15 protein-coding genes are annotated in these 15571 nt (G+C 42.5%); 5 read left to right on the plus strand and 10 right to left on the minus strand.

Annotated elements, in window-relative coordinates:
* Nucleotides 1-29: 29 nt before the first annotated feature.
* The 5 genes from APA_RS14975 to APA_RS14995 form a co-directional block, all read right to left on the minus strand.
* Complete coding sequence (locus APA_RS14975; protein WP_201323071.1) at nt 30-482, minus strand: NADAR family protein; 453 nt, start codon at nt 480-482, stop codon at nt 30-32.
* Nucleotides 483-493: 11 nt separating this feature from the next.
* Entirely contained in the window at nt 494-1114 is a 621-nt protein-coding gene (locus APA_RS14980; protein ID WP_201323072.1) for a Uma2 family endonuclease, read from the minus strand.
* A gap of 12 nt (nt 1115-1126) precedes the next feature.
* Nucleotides 1127-1813, minus strand: coding sequence for a Uma2 family endonuclease (locus tag APA_RS14985; protein WP_201323073.1), 687 nt, complete (start codon nt 1811-1813; stop codon nt 1127-1129).
* 115 nt (nt 1814-1928) lie between these two features.
* On the minus strand, nt 1929-3146 hold the full coding sequence (locus tag APA_RS14990) for a M20 family metallopeptidase (protein ID WP_201323074.1): 1218 nt from the start codon (nt 3144-3146) through the stop codon (nt 1929-1931).
* A gap of 71 nt (nt 3147-3217) precedes the next feature.
* Entirely contained in the window at nt 3218-6418 is a 3201-nt protein-coding gene (locus APA_RS14995; protein ID WP_201323075.1) for a DUF4347 domain-containing protein, read from the minus strand.
* 226 nt (nt 6419-6644) lie between these two features.
* Between APA_RS14995 and APA_RS15000 the strand changes: the two genes are divergently transcribed.
* Nucleotides 6645-8456 carry a ShlB/FhaC/HecB family hemolysin secretion/activation protein gene (locus APA_RS15000; RefSeq protein ID WP_201323076.1) on the plus strand — a complete coding sequence of 604 codons (1812 nt, stop codon included), beginning with the start codon at nt 6645-6647 and terminating at the stop codon, nt 8454-8456.
* A gap of 444 nt (nt 8457-8900) precedes the next feature.
* On the opposite strand, the gene APA_RS15005 is transcribed toward APA_RS15000, so the two are convergent.
* Nucleotides 8901-9515 carry a hypothetical protein gene (locus tag APA_RS15005; protein WP_201323077.1) on the minus strand — a complete coding sequence of 205 codons (615 nt, stop codon included), beginning with the start codon at nt 9513-9515 and terminating at the stop codon, nt 8901-8903.
* Nucleotides 9516-9987: 472 nt separating this feature from the next.
* Here APA_RS15005 and APA_RS15010 point away from each other — a divergent pair, with 472 nt between their 5' ends.
* From APA_RS15010 to radA, 4 genes are read left to right on the plus strand one after another with little or no spacing between them, the layout of a single operon-like run.
* Nucleotides 9988-10143: a hypothetical protein gene (locus tag APA_RS15010; protein WP_236579598.1), complete on the plus strand. Its 156-nt coding sequence runs from the start codon at nt 9988-9990 to the stop codon at nt 10141-10143.
* A gap of 35 nt (nt 10144-10178) precedes the next feature.
* On the plus strand, nt 10179-10469 hold the full coding sequence (locus APA_RS15015) for a type II toxin-antitoxin system Phd/YefM family antitoxin (RefSeq protein WP_201323078.1): 291 nt from the start codon (nt 10179-10181) through the stop codon (nt 10467-10469).
* Nucleotides 10453-10779, plus strand: coding sequence for a type II toxin-antitoxin system RelE/ParE family toxin (locus APA_RS15020; RefSeq protein ID WP_201323079.1), 327 nt, complete (start codon nt 10453-10455; stop codon nt 10777-10779). The genes APA_RS15015 and APA_RS15020 overlap by 17 nt, the downstream gene beginning before the upstream one ends.
* A complete protein-coding gene (radA, locus tag APA_RS15025; protein WP_201323080.1) occupies nt 10779-12212 on the plus strand; it encodes a DNA repair protein RadA in 1434 nt (477 codons plus the stop codon). Before APA_RS15020 ends, radA begins: the two co-directional genes overlap by 1 nt.
* 27 nt (nt 12213-12239) lie before the next feature.
* On the opposite strand, the gene APA_RS15030 is transcribed toward radA, so the two are convergent.
* The 4 genes from APA_RS15030 to APA_RS15045 form a co-directional block, all read right to left on the minus strand.
* Entirely contained in the window at nt 12240-12746 is a 507-nt protein-coding gene (locus APA_RS15030) for a cupredoxin domain-containing protein (RefSeq protein WP_201323081.1), read from the minus strand.
* Between the two features lie 74 nt (nt 12747-12820).
* Nucleotides 12821-15055 carry a heavy metal translocating P-type ATPase gene (locus APA_RS15035; RefSeq protein WP_201323082.1) on the minus strand — a complete coding sequence of 745 codons (2235 nt, stop codon included), beginning with the start codon at nt 15053-15055 and terminating at the stop codon, nt 12821-12823.
* Between the two features lie 72 nt (nt 15056-15127).
* The gene (locus tag APA_RS15040; protein WP_201323083.1) at nt 15128-15355 is read right to left on the minus strand and encodes a hypothetical protein; all 228 of its coding nucleotides are present in this window, start codon (nt 15353-15355) and stop codon (nt 15128-15130) included.
* Nucleotides 15356-15372: 17 nt separating this feature from the next.
* The gene (locus APA_RS15045) at nt 15373-15567 is read right to left on the minus strand and encodes a heavy-metal-associated domain-containing protein (RefSeq protein WP_201323084.1); all 195 of its coding nucleotides are present in this window, start codon (nt 15565-15567) and stop codon (nt 15373-15375) included.
* Nucleotides 15568-15571: the final 4 nt, after the last annotated feature.

Raw genomic sequence — 15571 nt, forward strand, 5'->3', positions numbered from 1 at the left:
TATTCTTTCCGTGGGAAAGGAGTAGTATCTTAATCTCGTTCAATACGTGCAGTTTGGATTTGAGTACGAACTTCTTGCAAGATTTTACCTAACATGTTTTTCCCAGAGCCATCGGCTCCACAGCCCCAATAGTAATCCCCTGGAGCATTTTCCACAATATCTTCATTACCTGTGGAAATTAAAAGCTCTCTAAGTTTAGGATGTGTTTGAAATTTCTGGAGAACCGCTTTACGCATCACATCGTCTTTTATTTCTTCCCAATCTTCTCTAATTGTGACAGCTCTACTCCTGCCAAGATTCGCGGCTGTTTTGGGATCGGGAGCATGGCGAATTTTATCTTGATAGGCTTTGTCTAAAAACTTTTGAGCTTGAAAATAATGTTCTGTAGTACGCCACCACTGATTATCTAGCTCAATGCCAAAGGGAGCAAAGTTAGAAAACTCAGAATATGCTTGGGTTGTCGTATAGAAATAGATAGTCATAAATCTTTCTCTTAAATTTGTTCGCTATCAAAAAAATCGATGTTTTCGTAAAGTGCTGATAGAGGAAATTGGAGATCGATACTGGTAATGTGAATAAGCGGATCATCATGGTCGAAATTTGTCTGCTCGATCGCAATCGATAGATATTCCCAACCCAGATCAAGCCTCTGGTAAATTTCAATTCTGGGACGTTCAGAGTTGATGAGAATATAGGTTTGCAGCGTATCGATCAACATATAGTTTTGCTGCTTGATACCGCGATCGCGAGCTTCTGTTGTGGGCGATAAGACTTCGGCAATGAGAGTAGGATATTGCAAGAAATCACGAGAGAAGCGATCGCGCTCATCACAGGAAACCACCACATCAGGATAATAATACTTCCCAGATCTGATGGTGACCTTGGCATCATTGACAGATACCTTGCAACCTTTACCCCGCAGATGCGGAATTAATAATGCCGATAAATTTGCAGGAATCTGGCTATGGGGAACTGTGCCGCCAGTCATCGCAAAAATTCTACCGTTTTCGTATTCATGTCTGCTATCTTGCACACTTTCCCAAGCGAGATATTCTGTAGGCGACATGATTAGTTGATCATCTTGTGGGCTTATGTATTTTGGTTGAGCAATCATCACATAACTCTCCTATAAATCTCCAAAGCGATCGCGATATTGTTTGAGTTGTTCTGCCATTTCCGCAAGCTGTTGGGTAGCTATGTCAGCCCGATCGCGTTCTTGCTCTAGCTTTTGATTAATCTCGATATAAGAATGAAACTTCGTACCGTCAGGACGATAAATCTGTAACTCCTCACTGATATCAAAGCGAATACCAAGTCTAGGACTGACCCAATTATGTACCTCGCTAACACTGTCCAGAGTGCGATCGCCTCTAATCCATACTTCTAAATCATTGGTGTCAGGATCGTAAACATAATATTCTTCCACATCATAGAGTGAATAAAACAGTAACTTCTTTGACAGCTCAATGCGAGAATTACAAGGCGAGAGAATCTCAAATACCACTTGCGGCGCAATATCATCCTCTAGCCATTGCTGATAAGAACCGCGATCGCCCTTTGGTCTACCAAACACCACCATCGTATCGGGAGCTGCCACAATTTTGTTTTGTCCCTTGACGGGATACCAAAACAGATCGCCTGCCACAAATACCTGAGCATCATTGGCATATAGCCAATCAATATTTTGCTGAATCGTCAAAATCCAACGAAACTGTTTCGTATTATCTGCCATTGGTTTTCCATCACTTTCAGGATAGAAGATATCTCCTATGCTTTCAGACGTGCTTTGACTTTTGCTTAATTGACTAACCATAGCTTTGCATTGTCCAAACTCAGGTTGATTTGATTATACCGCTGTTATCTCGAAAACCAAAACCAAAAGATCGTGAGGTGGCGCGAAGCGCCACCTCACGATCTTTTGGTTTTGACTATCCCAAAAACTTCTCAACACAACGAACGAAGATCTCCACACCAGTTGCCAGAGCTGTCTCATCAAAATTGAAGCGAGGATGATGGTGAGGATAGGCTAAGCCTTTATCTGGATTTGCGGAACCGAGAAAGAAGTAGCACCCAGGGACTGCTTCCAAAAAGAAAGATACATCTTCACCTCCCATTGTCTGGCATTCGGGAACGATACCTGCGGGAGTCTCGATCACGGTTTCGGCAACAGAGCGAACTAATTCCGCGATCGCATAATCATTAATCACAGGTGGATAGAGCTTGGTGTATTTCAACTCGTAGGTAGCGCCATGCGCTGCACATACACCTGCGATCGCTTCTTCTATACGTAATGCTAACTTTACGCCAACTTCAGGATCAAAAAATCTCACTGTGCCACTGATTCGCGCGGAATCAGCAATAATATTTGTAGCAGAACCTGCGTGAAATTCTCCAATGCTAATTACAGCGGAATCAAGGGGGCTGATATTGCGTGAGACAATTGTATGGAGCGTATTTACGACTTGAGCCGCTACCAAAATTGAATCAATCGTTTGATGGGGAAGCGCACCATGTCCACCACGCCCAATAATCTTGCAATGAAAATATTCTGTAGCCGCCATCAATGCACCCGCTCGTACACCGACCGTGCCAAGAGGTAAGCTATTCCAAAGATGTAACCCAATCACTGCGTCAACCTTAGGGTTTTCGAGTATCCCCGCCTCGATCATTGGTTTTGCGCCACCTGGCCCCTCTTCGGCTGGCTGGAAAATTATTTTCACCGTGCCACTAAACCGATCGCGATTTTTCCAGAGATATTTCGCTGTACCGATCGCGATCGCTGTATGCCCGTCATGACCGCAAGCGTGCATCAGTCCGTCAATTTGCGATTTATAACTAACGATATTTTCTTCTTGAATCGGGAGCGCATCCATATCAGCACGGATCGCTAAAACTTTATTATGGCTCTTTTTTGTCCCTGCGATCGTGGCGACGATACCAGTTTGGGCTATACCTGTTTGGTGTGGAATGCCCCATGCGATTAATTTTTCTGCGATCGCACTAGAAGTTCGCTTTTCTTTAAACCCAAGCTCAGGAAATCGATGAAAGTCTCTACGCCATTGAACGAGGCTAGATTTCAGTTCGAGGATATCGGCGCGAATCTTGAAATTAGTATGGGTGGGTGAGGCTGTGGTAGCAAAAGACATGAGGTTTTAATTGCAGAGACTACTAACCTCAATATAACAATCAACCCAAAAGAAAGGGGCGATGTCCATTGCTATCTCTTTCTTTCGGGTTTGATTTGGCTCAAGTCTTTTTTGCAAGTAGGAATGGAAGTAATTCGCTCATTTGCGAGAGATTCGTCAAGACAGAGAACCTCTGTGAAACTCACTTCTAGATCTTGCTCATCTAATCTTAAAGAACGTTCTTCCAAATCCTCACGGCTAGGAAATACACCACCAAATCCACCTGTAACTTTATTGGTAAGCGAGAAAGTTGCAGGTTTAAATCCTGTTGCTGTTGCTGCAACTGTGTAACTGCCTGAAATTCCATTGGCAGTAAATGTTGAGGCTAAGGCAATACCGAGATTATTGGTGAGGATGCTGGTATTTCCTGCGAATGTTCCATTGGCGCTGCTTGATGATGGGGTAAAGGTGACGAGAATATTGGGGGCGGGAATTGGGCTATTGACAAAGTTTTCGGTAACTTGCACGCCCAGAATCTGAGCAAAACTGGTGTTGATATTTGTACTCTGGGGGGTGGTATTTGCTAATGGGGTGAGACTAAATCCTTGAGATTCAACGGCTCCGATATCCACGGCACTTCCAATTATGCGGGTTGCGCCGCGTTGATCGTTACCCACTGGGGCGTTGGCGTTATTCCCTGCATCTAAGGCTGGGCTATTGGGCAAGAGAGCATGGGTTAGTATTGTGCCGCCATAGTTAGCAAGGGGAGCAAGTTGGGGATTGACTGGAGTGGCGATCGTGCCGATTAATGAGCTATTGGCAAATATGGCGGCAAAGCCATCATTCGCTCCGATTAAATTATTGCCACCATTAGTAAAACCTACTCCTGCGACAGTACTACCTAAGTCAGGAGCTTGCAACCCTCGGTCAAAGTTACCTGCAATAATCGAATTTGCGATCGTAAATATGCCGCCATTACTAAATATACCGCCGCCATCACCTGTGCCGTTATTATCGGCATCCGCAGTATTGTTGGTAATTGTGCTGTTGGTAATTACACCTCCACTATTGCCCCAAACCCCACCACCATCAATATTTGATTGATTTCCTGATACCGTAGTGTTGGTGAGAGTCACTGTCCCAGCGCCATAAATGCCACCACCAATAGTGACAGACGTATTACCCGACACAGTGCTATTGGTGATAATTGCAGTGGTAAAAGCCCAAATGCCACCGCCTTGACCTGTTGTTGTATTATTCGACACTGTGCTATTGGTAATCGTTACGCTTCCTCCAGTGGAACTACTGGTATCTATTCCCCCACCAAAATCGACAGACGTATTATTGGACACAGTACTGTTGGTGAGGATTACGGCTCCCAAATTGGCTTCAATACCACCACCCCAAGAGTTAGCCTTATTACCTGACACGATACTGTTAGTAAGGATTGTAGCTTCACTACCATTGTTATATATACCTCCCCCCCTCAAAGTTGCTGCATTACCCGAAACAATACTGTTAGTAATAGTCACTGCTCCATTTGTGCTGATGCCGCCACCATTTCCTGTTACTTTCCCATTTCTAATTGTTACTCCATCAATGGTGACAGGAACATTTGCTGTGATGTTAAAAATTCTACCGTTGGCGTTTCCATCAATAATCGTATTTGTGCTACCATTGCCGCTAATCGTGAGACTTTGGTTAAAGGCAATCTCTCCAGTTGTCAGCATGATCGCAGTCCCGTTTAAACTAGGATCAAACTTAATCGTATCGCCTGCGATCGCTGCGCCAATGCGCTCCCTAAGGGAATTCGCGCCAGTATTGGCTGTATTTAAAACCGTCAGCGTTGCCAATGTGTTTTTGTAAGTCTGCGTAGCCAAATCATTAAAGATCACGGTCGCTTGATTTTTTCCAGTCTGATATTCCAGATTCCAATCGCCACCTAATGAGGCACTACCCGTACGATTAATCGAAGCCGCCACCTCACGTCCCGTATACATTCTCACGGCTTGAACTAGTGCTGCACCATTCTCACCACTAGCCAAATTACAGGCATAGAGCAATATATTCGCCGCAGGAGATAGAGCTGTTTTCCAAGCTTGGAGATCGTTAGCATATCTAGCAATATTCTCAGTACTAACAAAATCTTTACCGATCCAGAAATTCTCAACATCACCTTCAGACACAATATGTAAACTATTTGCACTAGTGACACTAGCCAAAGTTGCAGTCACTTGACTAATGCCATATTGCTCTGGATTAATCACCGTCACACTACTACCACCATTAGTACCATCAAGCAACGTTTGATAGTCCTTAACCGTGCTGTCGATGAAAACAAAATTCCAACCCTGTTGGATGTTGGCAGCATTGAGAGAAGCTTGAGTCGTATCATAACGATTAGCAAGGATATTGATATTCGCCGCCGTGAGATTACCCGCCGCGATCGCCGTTCCTGCTTGCGTTGGCACTGCGATCGGGGTTCCTGCTAGCAATTTTGGTAAATCGATCCCTGTCAGGGGTTTCGTATTGTCCAATTCTTGCTGGGTTGCGATCGGCAGATCGAGACTGAGTGGGCTGCCTTCAGGGGTAATCCGCACGTACTTTCCATTGGGAACAGCCACGATATTAATTTTGCCATTTTCGGTAGCGATCGCTCCTGTATTAATGACGATGCCACCAACTAGAGAGATACTCTTTCCTTGTGAAACATTGAGATTTCCTTGATTGACAATTACACCTGATGTTTGTCCTTCAGTAAGCGGTGATGTAGGACTAGTAAAAGCGAAAGCATTAGGAGTTCCAGTCAGATTTTTAAGATCGCTCGTACTGGTATTCATGCCAAACCAACTATTCCCAACTTGGATACCATTGGCTGTCGTTGCTGTAAATGAGGCAGGTACATTTAAACTGGCATTAGTTCCAAAGATAATACCTGCGGGATTCATGATGTAGAGATTAGAATTGCCGCCTGTAAGTTGGATTAAGCCATTGATAACGGAAGGGTTGCCGCCAACGACGCGCCCAAGAATATTCTGAATGTTTGGTTGGCTTAGGAAGTTAGCTATTTGTCCCTGACTTAAGCCAAATTGCTGGAAGCTATGAAATAAATTTGCTCCTGCTTGGGTTCCACCTGTAATGTCAAATCTCTGTCCATTTGGCAATACGAAGGTATTCGTACCATCTTGCGCGGCAGTGATTGATTGCGCTGTGACGGGCGCTGATAATAATACTGGTGATATGGCGATCGCGATCGCAGTTGTTGCCCAATACTTTCTCCAAGCTGAATTCATCATAACCTCCAACAACTACATCAAGTTTTACTGCGCCTTAAAATCTAATTTACATTATCACTAAGACATTTATTTCAAATTGACTTGGTGATGTTACATAGCTCAATAATTAATAATTTGACTATATAGCTAGACTGCTTTTAAATCTGTATAATCCGTGCAAGATCTATACTGCATATGCTACTATTTCTCCTGTCAGCGAGGAAATAAGATGAAAACAAGAATTATGAGCACAAAAAAAGCGAAATCAAAATTTGAAGCGAAGAGAGTTCATACATTAGTATTAGGAATTTCTACCCTTGTCTTAGTAGCAAATGATTGTAGATTATCAGTTAATGCTAATCCAATTTCCTCAACGTTAACACCTTCGCTATCAAGTTCTATTTCATCAATTGAATTGGTTTCTTCTTCTCTGACTTCTCCATCTCAAGTGATTTCGTCTTCAACAGAGATAGAGACAGAAAATTCTAATTTGACTCCTCAGACTGCTCATAATTCCCAACCATCTCAAATTTCCCAAGATCAAACTTCTCCATCCCAAATTGCTAAAACCATCCCCATTAAAAAAATCGAAGTTGCTGGCAGCACAGTTTTCGCAGCAGACAAGCTTGATCCCATCATCAAACCACTCGAAGGCAAAGCAGTCACCGAAGCGCAACTAACAGCCGTCGCCAATGCCATTACCCAACTCTACATCAGTAATGGCTATATCACTTCTCAAGCTCTGTATAATCCTCAAAGTGTCGTTGATGGTGTTGTCAAGATTCAAGTCTTAGAAGGAAAAGTTGAAAAAATCGAAGTTGTTGGCGTTAATGCACTTAATCCTGACTACGTGCGATCTCGAACCGAGATAGGCATTGGTACTCCCCTCAACACCAATCTTCTCGAAGATCAACTGCGTCTTCTGCGAGCCGACCCCAATTTCACAAGCGTAGATGCTAGCCTCAAAGCTGGTAGTAAAGATGGTTTGAGTGTTCTCACGATTACAGTTGTGGAGGTGAATCAACTTGCGGGTTCTGTCAGTTTTGACAACTTCTCTCCTCCTGCGGTTGGTTCTGAACGCATGGGAGCAGGACTAAGTTATCGCAATCTTTTGGGATTAGGGGATCTATTTTCGGTCAATTATTACAGAACGACAACTGGTGGCTCTAACCAATATGATTTTGGCTTTAGCATTCCCGTCAATCCCATGAATGGAACTGTCTCACTTCGGTTTGCTCCTAGCAATTACCGCATTACCCAGGCACCATTCGATGCCTTCAATATTCGTGGCAATAATGAAGTTTATGCTGCCACATATCGTCAGCCCCTAATTCGTAATCCTCGCGAAGAATTTGCACTATCTTTAGGCTATGAATATCAAAGAGGCCAGACATTCCTATTTAACGATCTTGCCGTGCCATTTGGGATTGGACCAGAATCGGATGGGACTAGCCGCACCAGTGTATTTAAATTTGGGCAAGACTATACCAGTCGTGATAATGAAGGAGCTTGGTCTTTGCGATCGCAGTTTAGTCTCGGTACAGGGCTATTTGGTGCGACTTATGTTACCAGTCCAAGTGCCGCTTTCTTCAGTTGGTTGGGACAAATTCAACGTGTTCAGGTTCTTGGCTCTGATACGATTTTGATTGGTTCTTTAGATACTCAACTTTCGGCTGATCCGCTTTTACCTTCGCAGCAATTTGTGATTGGTGGTGGGCAATCGTTGCGGGGCTTCCGCCAAAATGCGCGTTCAGGTGATAATGGGATTCGCTTTTCTGTGGAGAGTCGATTTGTGGTGGCTCGAAATGAGGAAGGTCGCACAGTTCTCCAGTTAGCGCCTTTTGTCGATCTCGGTACGGTTTGGAATAACTCCAGAAATCTAAATTTGCAGCCTAGTCAAAACTTTTTAGCTGGTGGTGGATTGGGGATTCTTTTCGAGCCAATTAAACGTCTAAACCTACGGCTTGATTATGCGCTTCCATTTGTTAACCTTAGCGATCGTGGCTCTAATTTGCAAGAATCATCACTTTATTTCAGCGTCGGCTACCAATTTTAGGAATTCATAATACTTAGATAGAATGCCTGAGATGGCTACGGTAGCCTTGTAAAGGGGGATTGAGGGAGAACTCTTAGAGCTTTTGGCGCTAGGAGATTATTTTAGCAAAAAGCAAGTTTTCTTAGAGTCTAGACATTTACGCAGCGATCGCCTAACAGTAGTAGCATGTGTTAGCGCAGCGTAACGCATTAATAAAAACATCAAAAATGTGCGTTACATTTCATGAGCACCTTCTACTTGATCAGCGATCGCACTATGCAAGCTTTTCCTGATGTGGAGAATCGCATTAGATTATTTGTTTGTGATCGTACAAAACTAATTTGGCTTAAGCGATCCCCCAGAAATAGCATTTGTTAGCGCGATAAAACGCACAAATAGTTCGCATTAAAAATGTGCGTTACATTGTATTGCCGTACCCTATACGATTAGAGATCTTACTATCTGTTAGTTGTCAAGAACATTAAAAAGTCTATCGAAGTTCTCTCTACTCGTTCTGTTTGTAACATCTTTAAGGTCGTTAAGATATCGGTCAAAATCATCTTTTATATCATCTATCAATCGTTTTGGATTTATTTTGATAATATCTCTGGCATTTAAAAACTCTATTGGCTCGTCAAAGGAATAGCTAAAAACAACTCCACCTTTGACCATCCCATTGTGAAATAAGCCACACCTAGATTTAGAATAAAGATTTTCTAATTCTTTATCTTTAAATTTTTCAGGATATAATCTTTTGATTGAATCTTTGAAGCACTCTTTGCTACGCGAAGAACTTGCTACACCAGTTTTATATTGTTCTACACCCTCAAAATAAGACATACAGATCATTAGTATAACGAAGCCATTTTTAAATTCATCGTACTCGGCTAATCTGGATGCTATATCCAAAAACCATTCCTTGACTTCTCTTTCGTATATTTTGATTTTGTTATCTAAATTCTTCGGATCTAAAGTCTCGCCAGATCTTTCATCAAAAACTACAGGATTTTCATCTTGATATTTGCCTAACATTTCTATCGCAAGATAAATATCTTCATTGCGCTGAATCTGCTTAGACATTGAATTACCTAACTCTGTGAAAGATTATAAAAAAGGAATTGCTGGTGAAAATTAGAAGTAAATTCATCATATCAGAAGATTTACTATGTTCTACAACCAATACCTTCACCAAAATTAGAGGATTGGGGCTAAAGAAATCTCAATTCCTCTGATTGTAATGGTTTCACGCTTTTTAATTTGGCTTTACACCTGTATCATGAAACCTGCATTGTGCGGGCGTTCTAAAAAATTGGCGAAGGTATTGACAACAAATAATACTTGAAACAATTGGGTAGTGAATAGGCGAATGCTTTTACCATCTTTTAATCTGTTATATAACCCAAGTTGCTACCTATCAAAAACTGCCTCAAAACAATTTAAAAATAGCCTTGCTAAGTCCTAAATAGCACTATTTTTATATAAAAATCTAGTGTTTTTAATTTTAAATTATGTTTTGAGCGAATAGGTAGCAACTTGGGTTATATATTAAAAAATGGCAAAAGCAAAAAGTCGATATGTTTGTAATAACTGCGGTGAAGACTTCCCGCAGATGCATGGGAAATGTCCCGCTTGCTCTAGTTGGGGAACCTTGCAAGAAGAACTAATTCCTGCCATCTCCACAAATACCAATTTTATTATTTCGTGCTAACATTAAATTGAATGCAAATTTAGTGCAATAGCCCTATGATTAACCTCAGCCAAGACATTCAAACACTATCCACTTTCAAACGTAATACCAACGAACTCATCACCCAGATGAGAAATACTGGACATCCCATAGTATTAACCATCAATGGTAAAGCAGAATTAGTCGTACAAGATGCAACCTCTTATCAACAATTGCTCAATACAATTGAAGAGCTAGAAACTATCATTGGAATTAAAAAAGGATTAGAAGACTTGGCGCAGGGGCATACTAGACCTTTGAACCAATTTGTCGAAGAAATGCAGAAAAAACATGGAATTTCAAGTTAGAGTAACTCGTTCTTCAGAGCAACAAATAGAGTCAATTTATCTATGGCTAAAGGAGCGTAATCCAGAATATGCAGATCAATGGTTCAGAGGTTTAATGAATTTGATCGCCACGTTACAAGATAAGCCTAGACGCTGTCGCTTAATCAAGGAAAATCATCCTACTACTGAAGAAATTAGGCAAATCCTTTACGGCAAATCAAGAAATCAATATCGAGTTATTTTTACTATTAGAGAAGCCACTGTACACATTCTTTATGTACGTCATAGCGCCCAATCTTCAATCACTTTTAATCCCTTAGACTTTGAATAATGGCAAAAGTAAAAAGTCGATATGTATGTAATAACTGCGGTGAAGACTTCCCGCAGATGTATGGGAAATGTCCCGCTTGCTCTAGCTGGGGAACCTTGCAAGAGGAACTAATACCTGTCATCTCCACAAATACCAATGCGATCGCCACATTCTCGCATCTCGGTACAGCAAAATCTGCTGGCAAAGCCAAACCAAGAGAATCCTTAACCCTTTCACAAATTACCGACAACGACCAAGCGCGATCGCCTTCAGGCTACGAAGAACTTGATCGCGTCTTAGGAGGCGGTATTGTCGCGGGTTCCTTGGTGCTGATTGGCGGCGAACCAGGGATTGGCAAAAGTACGCTGTTATTAGGCATGGCGCAAAAATTGATGAGTCGCTATCCTACGCTCTATGTCTGTGCCGAGGAGTCAGCGCAACAAGTAAAACTACGATCGCAACGGTTAGGAATCTTAGAAGAAAATTCTGATGATCTCTATTTATTAGCCGAAACTGATTTAGAAACAGTTCTCAGAGAACTGCAATCATTGCGTCCCAAAGTCGCCGTAATCGATAGTATTCAAGCGCTCTACTTCTCAAACTTAAATGCCGCCCCTGGTTCTGTTTCCCAAGTGCGGGAATGTACGGCAGCGCTGATGCGTGTGGCTAAGCGGGAGAATATATCGCTATTTATCGTTGGACATGTGACTAAAGAAGGCTCGATCGCGGGGCCAAAAGTTTTAGAACATATGGTCGATACGGTTTTATATTTTGAAGGTGATCGCTTTGCTACGCATCGACTATTGCGATCGGTCAAAAATAGATTTGGCGCAACACAGGAAATCGGCGTATTTGAAATGATTGATCGCGGGTTGCGCGAAGTTTCCAATCCGTCCGAGCTATTTCTTGGCAATCGCGATGAATCTGTCCCTGGGACAGCCACAATTGTCGCCTGTGAAGGAACGCGCCCGATTGTGGTGGAATTACAAGCTCTGGTAAGTCCTACTAGTTATTCTTCGCCGCGCCGCACGACAACAGGGATTGAGACAAATCGATTTCTGCAAATTCTCGCAGTTCTCGAAAAGCGAATTGGGATTCCTTTATCAAAACTTGATGCCTATGTCGCGGCAGCAGGTGGATTAAGTGTCGCGGAACCTGCGGTGGATCTTGGTGTAGCGATCGCAGTGGCGGCAAGTTTTCGCGATCGCACGGTCGATCCACGCACAGTGATGATTGGAGAAGTAGGTCTTGGTGGACAGGTGCGTCCTGTATCGCAGCTAGATTTACGACTAAAGGAAGCAGCAAAGTTAGGATTTAAACGCGCCATTATCCCTAGTATGCAAGTGATGCAGGACTATGGAATGGAGATCGTTCCTGTGAGTAAAGTTCTCGATGCGATCGTGGCGGCTTTACCACGTACTAAGTTTGAAGTTGCTAAGCCTATTGATGAATAAACGATTGCTCGATTTATTCATCACTTTTTACTCTTCCACAGAGATCGCGCCGTGAAACATCCCCATGCCACAGCTAAACTGAAACATTCCCACAGTTTGCGGCGTAAATTCTACAGGTGTAGTTTGATTGAGAACTAGGTCTTGAGCAACATGGAAGTCAGGGAAGAGAACTTTCTCTAGACAACTACTTGGATCTCGGCGATCGAACTGCAATCGAACGGGCTGACCGCGTTTAACTGTTACCAAAGAAGGTACATAGCCACCATCGACTGTGATTGTGACTTCCTGAATGCCATCACTAATTTCTGCTTGTTGCGATTTGGGTTTACTCAAAAGGAACCACCATAATTGCGTAACCATTAGTGATAAACCACCTACAGCGATCGCTATTTTAAGGGTGATCGGCTGTTCAATCGGTTGAAATCTTTCAGAAGTTGAATTTCGGTTGCTCATCTCTTCTGCCGACATAGTAGAAACTATGCCAAAAGATAAACCAATGCTGACTAGAATAGCGATCGCTTGATGTTTTTTCATAGTTGTTCCTCTTAAGCATCTTGGAAGATTTTCAGTAGCTTTAACAAGGGGCTTAAGCCCCTTGCCTGCTCAAGTTATTTAGTTGACGAAGGACGAAAGTTTCTCAGTCTTAAAGCGTTGGTGACGACAGAGAGAGAGCTAAGAGCCATCGCACCACCCGCAATAATCGGATTGAGCAACCAGCCAAATAACGGGTAAAGAATCCCTGCGGCGATCGGAATCCCTGCCACATTGTAAATAAAAGCAAAGAACAGATTTTGTTGAATATTACTGATCGTAGCTCGACTAAGTTGAATCGCGGTAACAATTCCTTGCAGATCGCCTGAGATTAGAGTGATATCGCTAGCCGCGATCGCCACATCTGTTCCCGTACCGATCGCTAACCCAACATCAGCTTGAGCTAAGGCAGGTGCGTCATTAATGCCATCACCGACCATCGCCACAACTTTACTTTCAGCTTGCAATTCTCTGATTTTTGCTACTTTTTGATCGGGACGAACTCCAGCAAATACGCGCTTGATGCCAACTTCACGAGCGATCGCCTCAGCAGTTGATTGATTGTCTCCAGTCAGCATTACTACTTCGATTTTCATTCTTTGTAAAGCTGCGACTGCTGTTTGAGATGAAGGTTTAAGCTTGTCAGCAATACCAATTAAGCCGATAGCAGTATTATCAACTGCAATTAAGACAACCGTTTTGCCGCCTATTTCCCATGAGTCTTGGTATTGATGAAGCTCACTAGTATTAATCTTTAACTCCTCCATCCATCGTCTAGTTCCGACTTGGACTAGAGAACTATCTACTTTTCCTTGCACACCACTACCTGCGATTGCCATAAAATCTGTCACTTCAGGAATAGTAACATCCTTTTGCTTAGCATGGTTTACAACTGCTTCTGCTAAAGGATGTTCAGAATTACGCTCGATCGCTGCTACTAATTTCAATAATTCATCATCATTCTTGTTGAGAGCAAAGACATCCGTAACAACTGGCTTCCCTTCGGTCAAAGTTCCCGTTTTATCTAAAACAATAGTTTGAATTTTATGAGCAAGTTCCAAACTACCTGCATCTTTAATTAAAATTCCATTTTCTGCACCTTTGCCAGTTCCGACCATAATCGAAGTCGGAGCCGCCAAACCCAAAGCGCAAGGACAGGCAATAATCAACACGCCCACAGCCGAAATTGTCGCTAGGGTAATGTTGCCCATTACTTCAAACCAGATAATAAATGTAGCGATCGCAATAGAAATTACGACTGGCACAAACCAACCTGTCACTTGATCAGCAAGTCTTTGAATTGGCGCTTTAGAACCCTGTGCATCTTTTACAAGCTGGACAATTTGTGAGAGAACAGAATCTTTACCGATGTGACTAGCTCTGATTTGCAGACTACCAGTTTTATTCATAGTCGCGCCAATCACGCGATCGCCAACTTTCTTTTCAACAGGAATACTTTCGCCTGTAACCATTGACTCATCAACTGTGGAGTTACCAGCGATCGCTTCACCATCGACAGGGATTTTCTCTCCTGGGCGCACCAGCACAATATCGTTGATTTGCACATCTTCAATAAGAATATCTGATTCTTTGCCATCGCGCAAGACTCGCGCTGTCTTCGCTTGCAATCCGATTAACTTACGGATTGCATCCGATGTTTCTCCTTTAGCTCTATTTTCAAATAACTTTCCTAATAGAATTAGCGTAATCACGATTACTGATACTTCATAATACACTTCAGGCTGTAAACCTTGAGATATAAAGAAAGTCGGGTTTAAGGTGACAGTGATCGAGTATGAGAAAGCCGCCAGAGTTCCCAATGCGATTAACGTATCCATCGTGGCAGTGTGATTCTTGAATGCTTTCCAAGCACCAATATAAAACGAACTTCCGCACCATAATTGGACGGGAAGCGCAAGCGCCAGCTGAAACCAACGATTGTGTAGCCATTCAGGAATAATCGGGATCTGTAATCCTGTCATCATTGGCAGCGAACCGATTACTAATATTATGCCGATCGCTCCCCCGCTCCAGACTTTGCGGGTTAAGTCTTCAGTTTCAGCTAAGCGAGATTTCTTTTCGCGATCGCCATCTACTTGCTCTGGTAGAATCGCTTCATATCCAATATCCTTAATTACTTTTTGAATGGCAGCAGCAGAGGTTTTTTTCTCGTCAAATTCAACCATCACCTCTTCTGTGGCAAAATTAACATTACTATTAGCAACACCAGATATAGAGCGCGTTGCAGACTGAATACTACTAGCACAAGAAGCGCAGTGCATTCCGCGTAAGTTAAGTGTAACTTTACTCATTTTGAATCCTTTTTAAATCAATGTTTTGTTTTATCGACTTAGCAATTTTGAGCGAAATCTAGCATAACATTACTAATTCAGGGGTTTTTGGAAATTGGGTGGCTGGATTGTTGGTTGCGGGTTAGATGGTTGTTGGTTAGAGCTTCCTAGCCACCAGCCTAAACCTCCTCCTTTAAAAAAGATGATAGAGATCGGAATAGCGCAACAGGCGATCATCATCACCATCATCATTTTCATGCCAGACTTATTAGAATCTTTCGATTCGCTACTTTCTTGATTGTTTGGTTCTTTAAGATTCATGGAATTCATCCTCTAAATTAGTTTACTTGATAGCCAGCCGCCGTAATTGCATTCTTAATAGCAACTTCAGGGGATTCAGTTTCCACTAATACAATCTTGGTTTTTGGATCGCCATGAATAGAAGCGTTCGCATCGACTGTTTTAACCGCATTAGTAATGGCATTCACACAGCCGCCACAGGTCATGTCAGGAACATTTAATTGGAGTTTCATAATA

The sequence above is a fragment of the Pseudanabaena sp. lw0831 genome, from assembly GCF_016584665.1.
Lineage (GTDB): Bacteria > Cyanobacteriota > Cyanobacteriia > Pseudanabaenales > Pseudanabaenaceae > Pseudanabaena.

What these genes read in the sequence shown, in the direction of transcription:
- APA_RS14975 (WP_201323071.1), bottom strand. Translation starts at nt 482, where the DNA reads ATGACTATCTATTTCTATACGACAACCCAAGCATATTCTGAGTTTTCT.
- APA_RS14980 (WP_201323072.1), bottom strand. Translation starts at nt 1,114, where the DNA reads ATGATTGCTCAACCAAAATACATAAGCCCACAAGATGATCAACTAATC.
- APA_RS14985 (WP_201323073.1), bottom strand. Translation starts at nt 1,813, where the DNA reads ATGGTTAGTCAATTAAGCAAAAGTCAAAGCACGTCTGAAAGCATAGGA.
- APA_RS14990 (WP_201323074.1), bottom strand. Translation starts at nt 3,146, where the DNA reads ATGTCTTTTGCTACCACAGCCTCACCCACCCATACTAATTTCAAGATT.
- APA_RS14995 (WP_201323075.1), bottom strand. Translation starts at nt 6,418, where the DNA reads ATGAATTCAGCTTGGAGAAAGTATTGGGCAACAACTGCGATCGCGATC.
- APA_RS15000 (WP_201323076.1), top strand. Translation starts at nt 6,645, where the DNA reads ATGAGCACAAAAAAAGCGAAATCAAAATTTGAAGCGAAGAGAGTTCAT.
- APA_RS15005 (WP_201323077.1), bottom strand. Translation starts at nt 9,515, where the DNA reads ATGTCTAAGCAGATTCAGCGCAATGAAGATATTTATCTTGCGATAGAA.
- APA_RS15010 (WP_236579598.1), top strand. Translation starts at nt 9,988, where the DNA reads ATGGCAAAAGCAAAAAGTCGATATGTTTGTAATAACTGCGGTGAAGAC.
- APA_RS15015 (WP_201323078.1), top strand. Translation starts at nt 10,179, where the DNA reads ATGATTAACCTCAGCCAAGACATTCAAACACTATCCACTTTCAAACGT.
- APA_RS15020 (WP_201323079.1), top strand. Translation starts at nt 10,453, where the DNA reads ATGGAATTTCAAGTTAGAGTAACTCGTTCTTCAGAGCAACAAATAGAG.
- radA (WP_201323080.1), top strand. Translation starts at nt 10,779, where the DNA reads ATGGCAAAAGTAAAAAGTCGATATGTATGTAATAACTGCGGTGAAGAC.
- APA_RS15030 (WP_201323081.1), bottom strand. Translation starts at nt 12,746, where the DNA reads ATGAAAAAACATCAAGCGATCGCTATTCTAGTCAGCATTGGTTTATCT.
- APA_RS15035 (WP_201323082.1), bottom strand. Translation starts at nt 15,055, where the DNA reads ATGAGTAAAGTTACACTTAACTTACGCGGAATGCACTGCGCTTCTTGT.
- APA_RS15040 (WP_201323083.1), bottom strand. Translation starts at nt 15,355, where the DNA reads ATGAATCTTAAAGAACCAAACAATCAAGAAAGTAGCGAATCGAAAGAT.
- APA_RS15045 (WP_201323084.1), bottom strand. Translation starts at nt 15,567, where the DNA reads ATGAAACTCCAATTAAATGTTCCTGACATGACCTGTGGCGGCTGTGTG.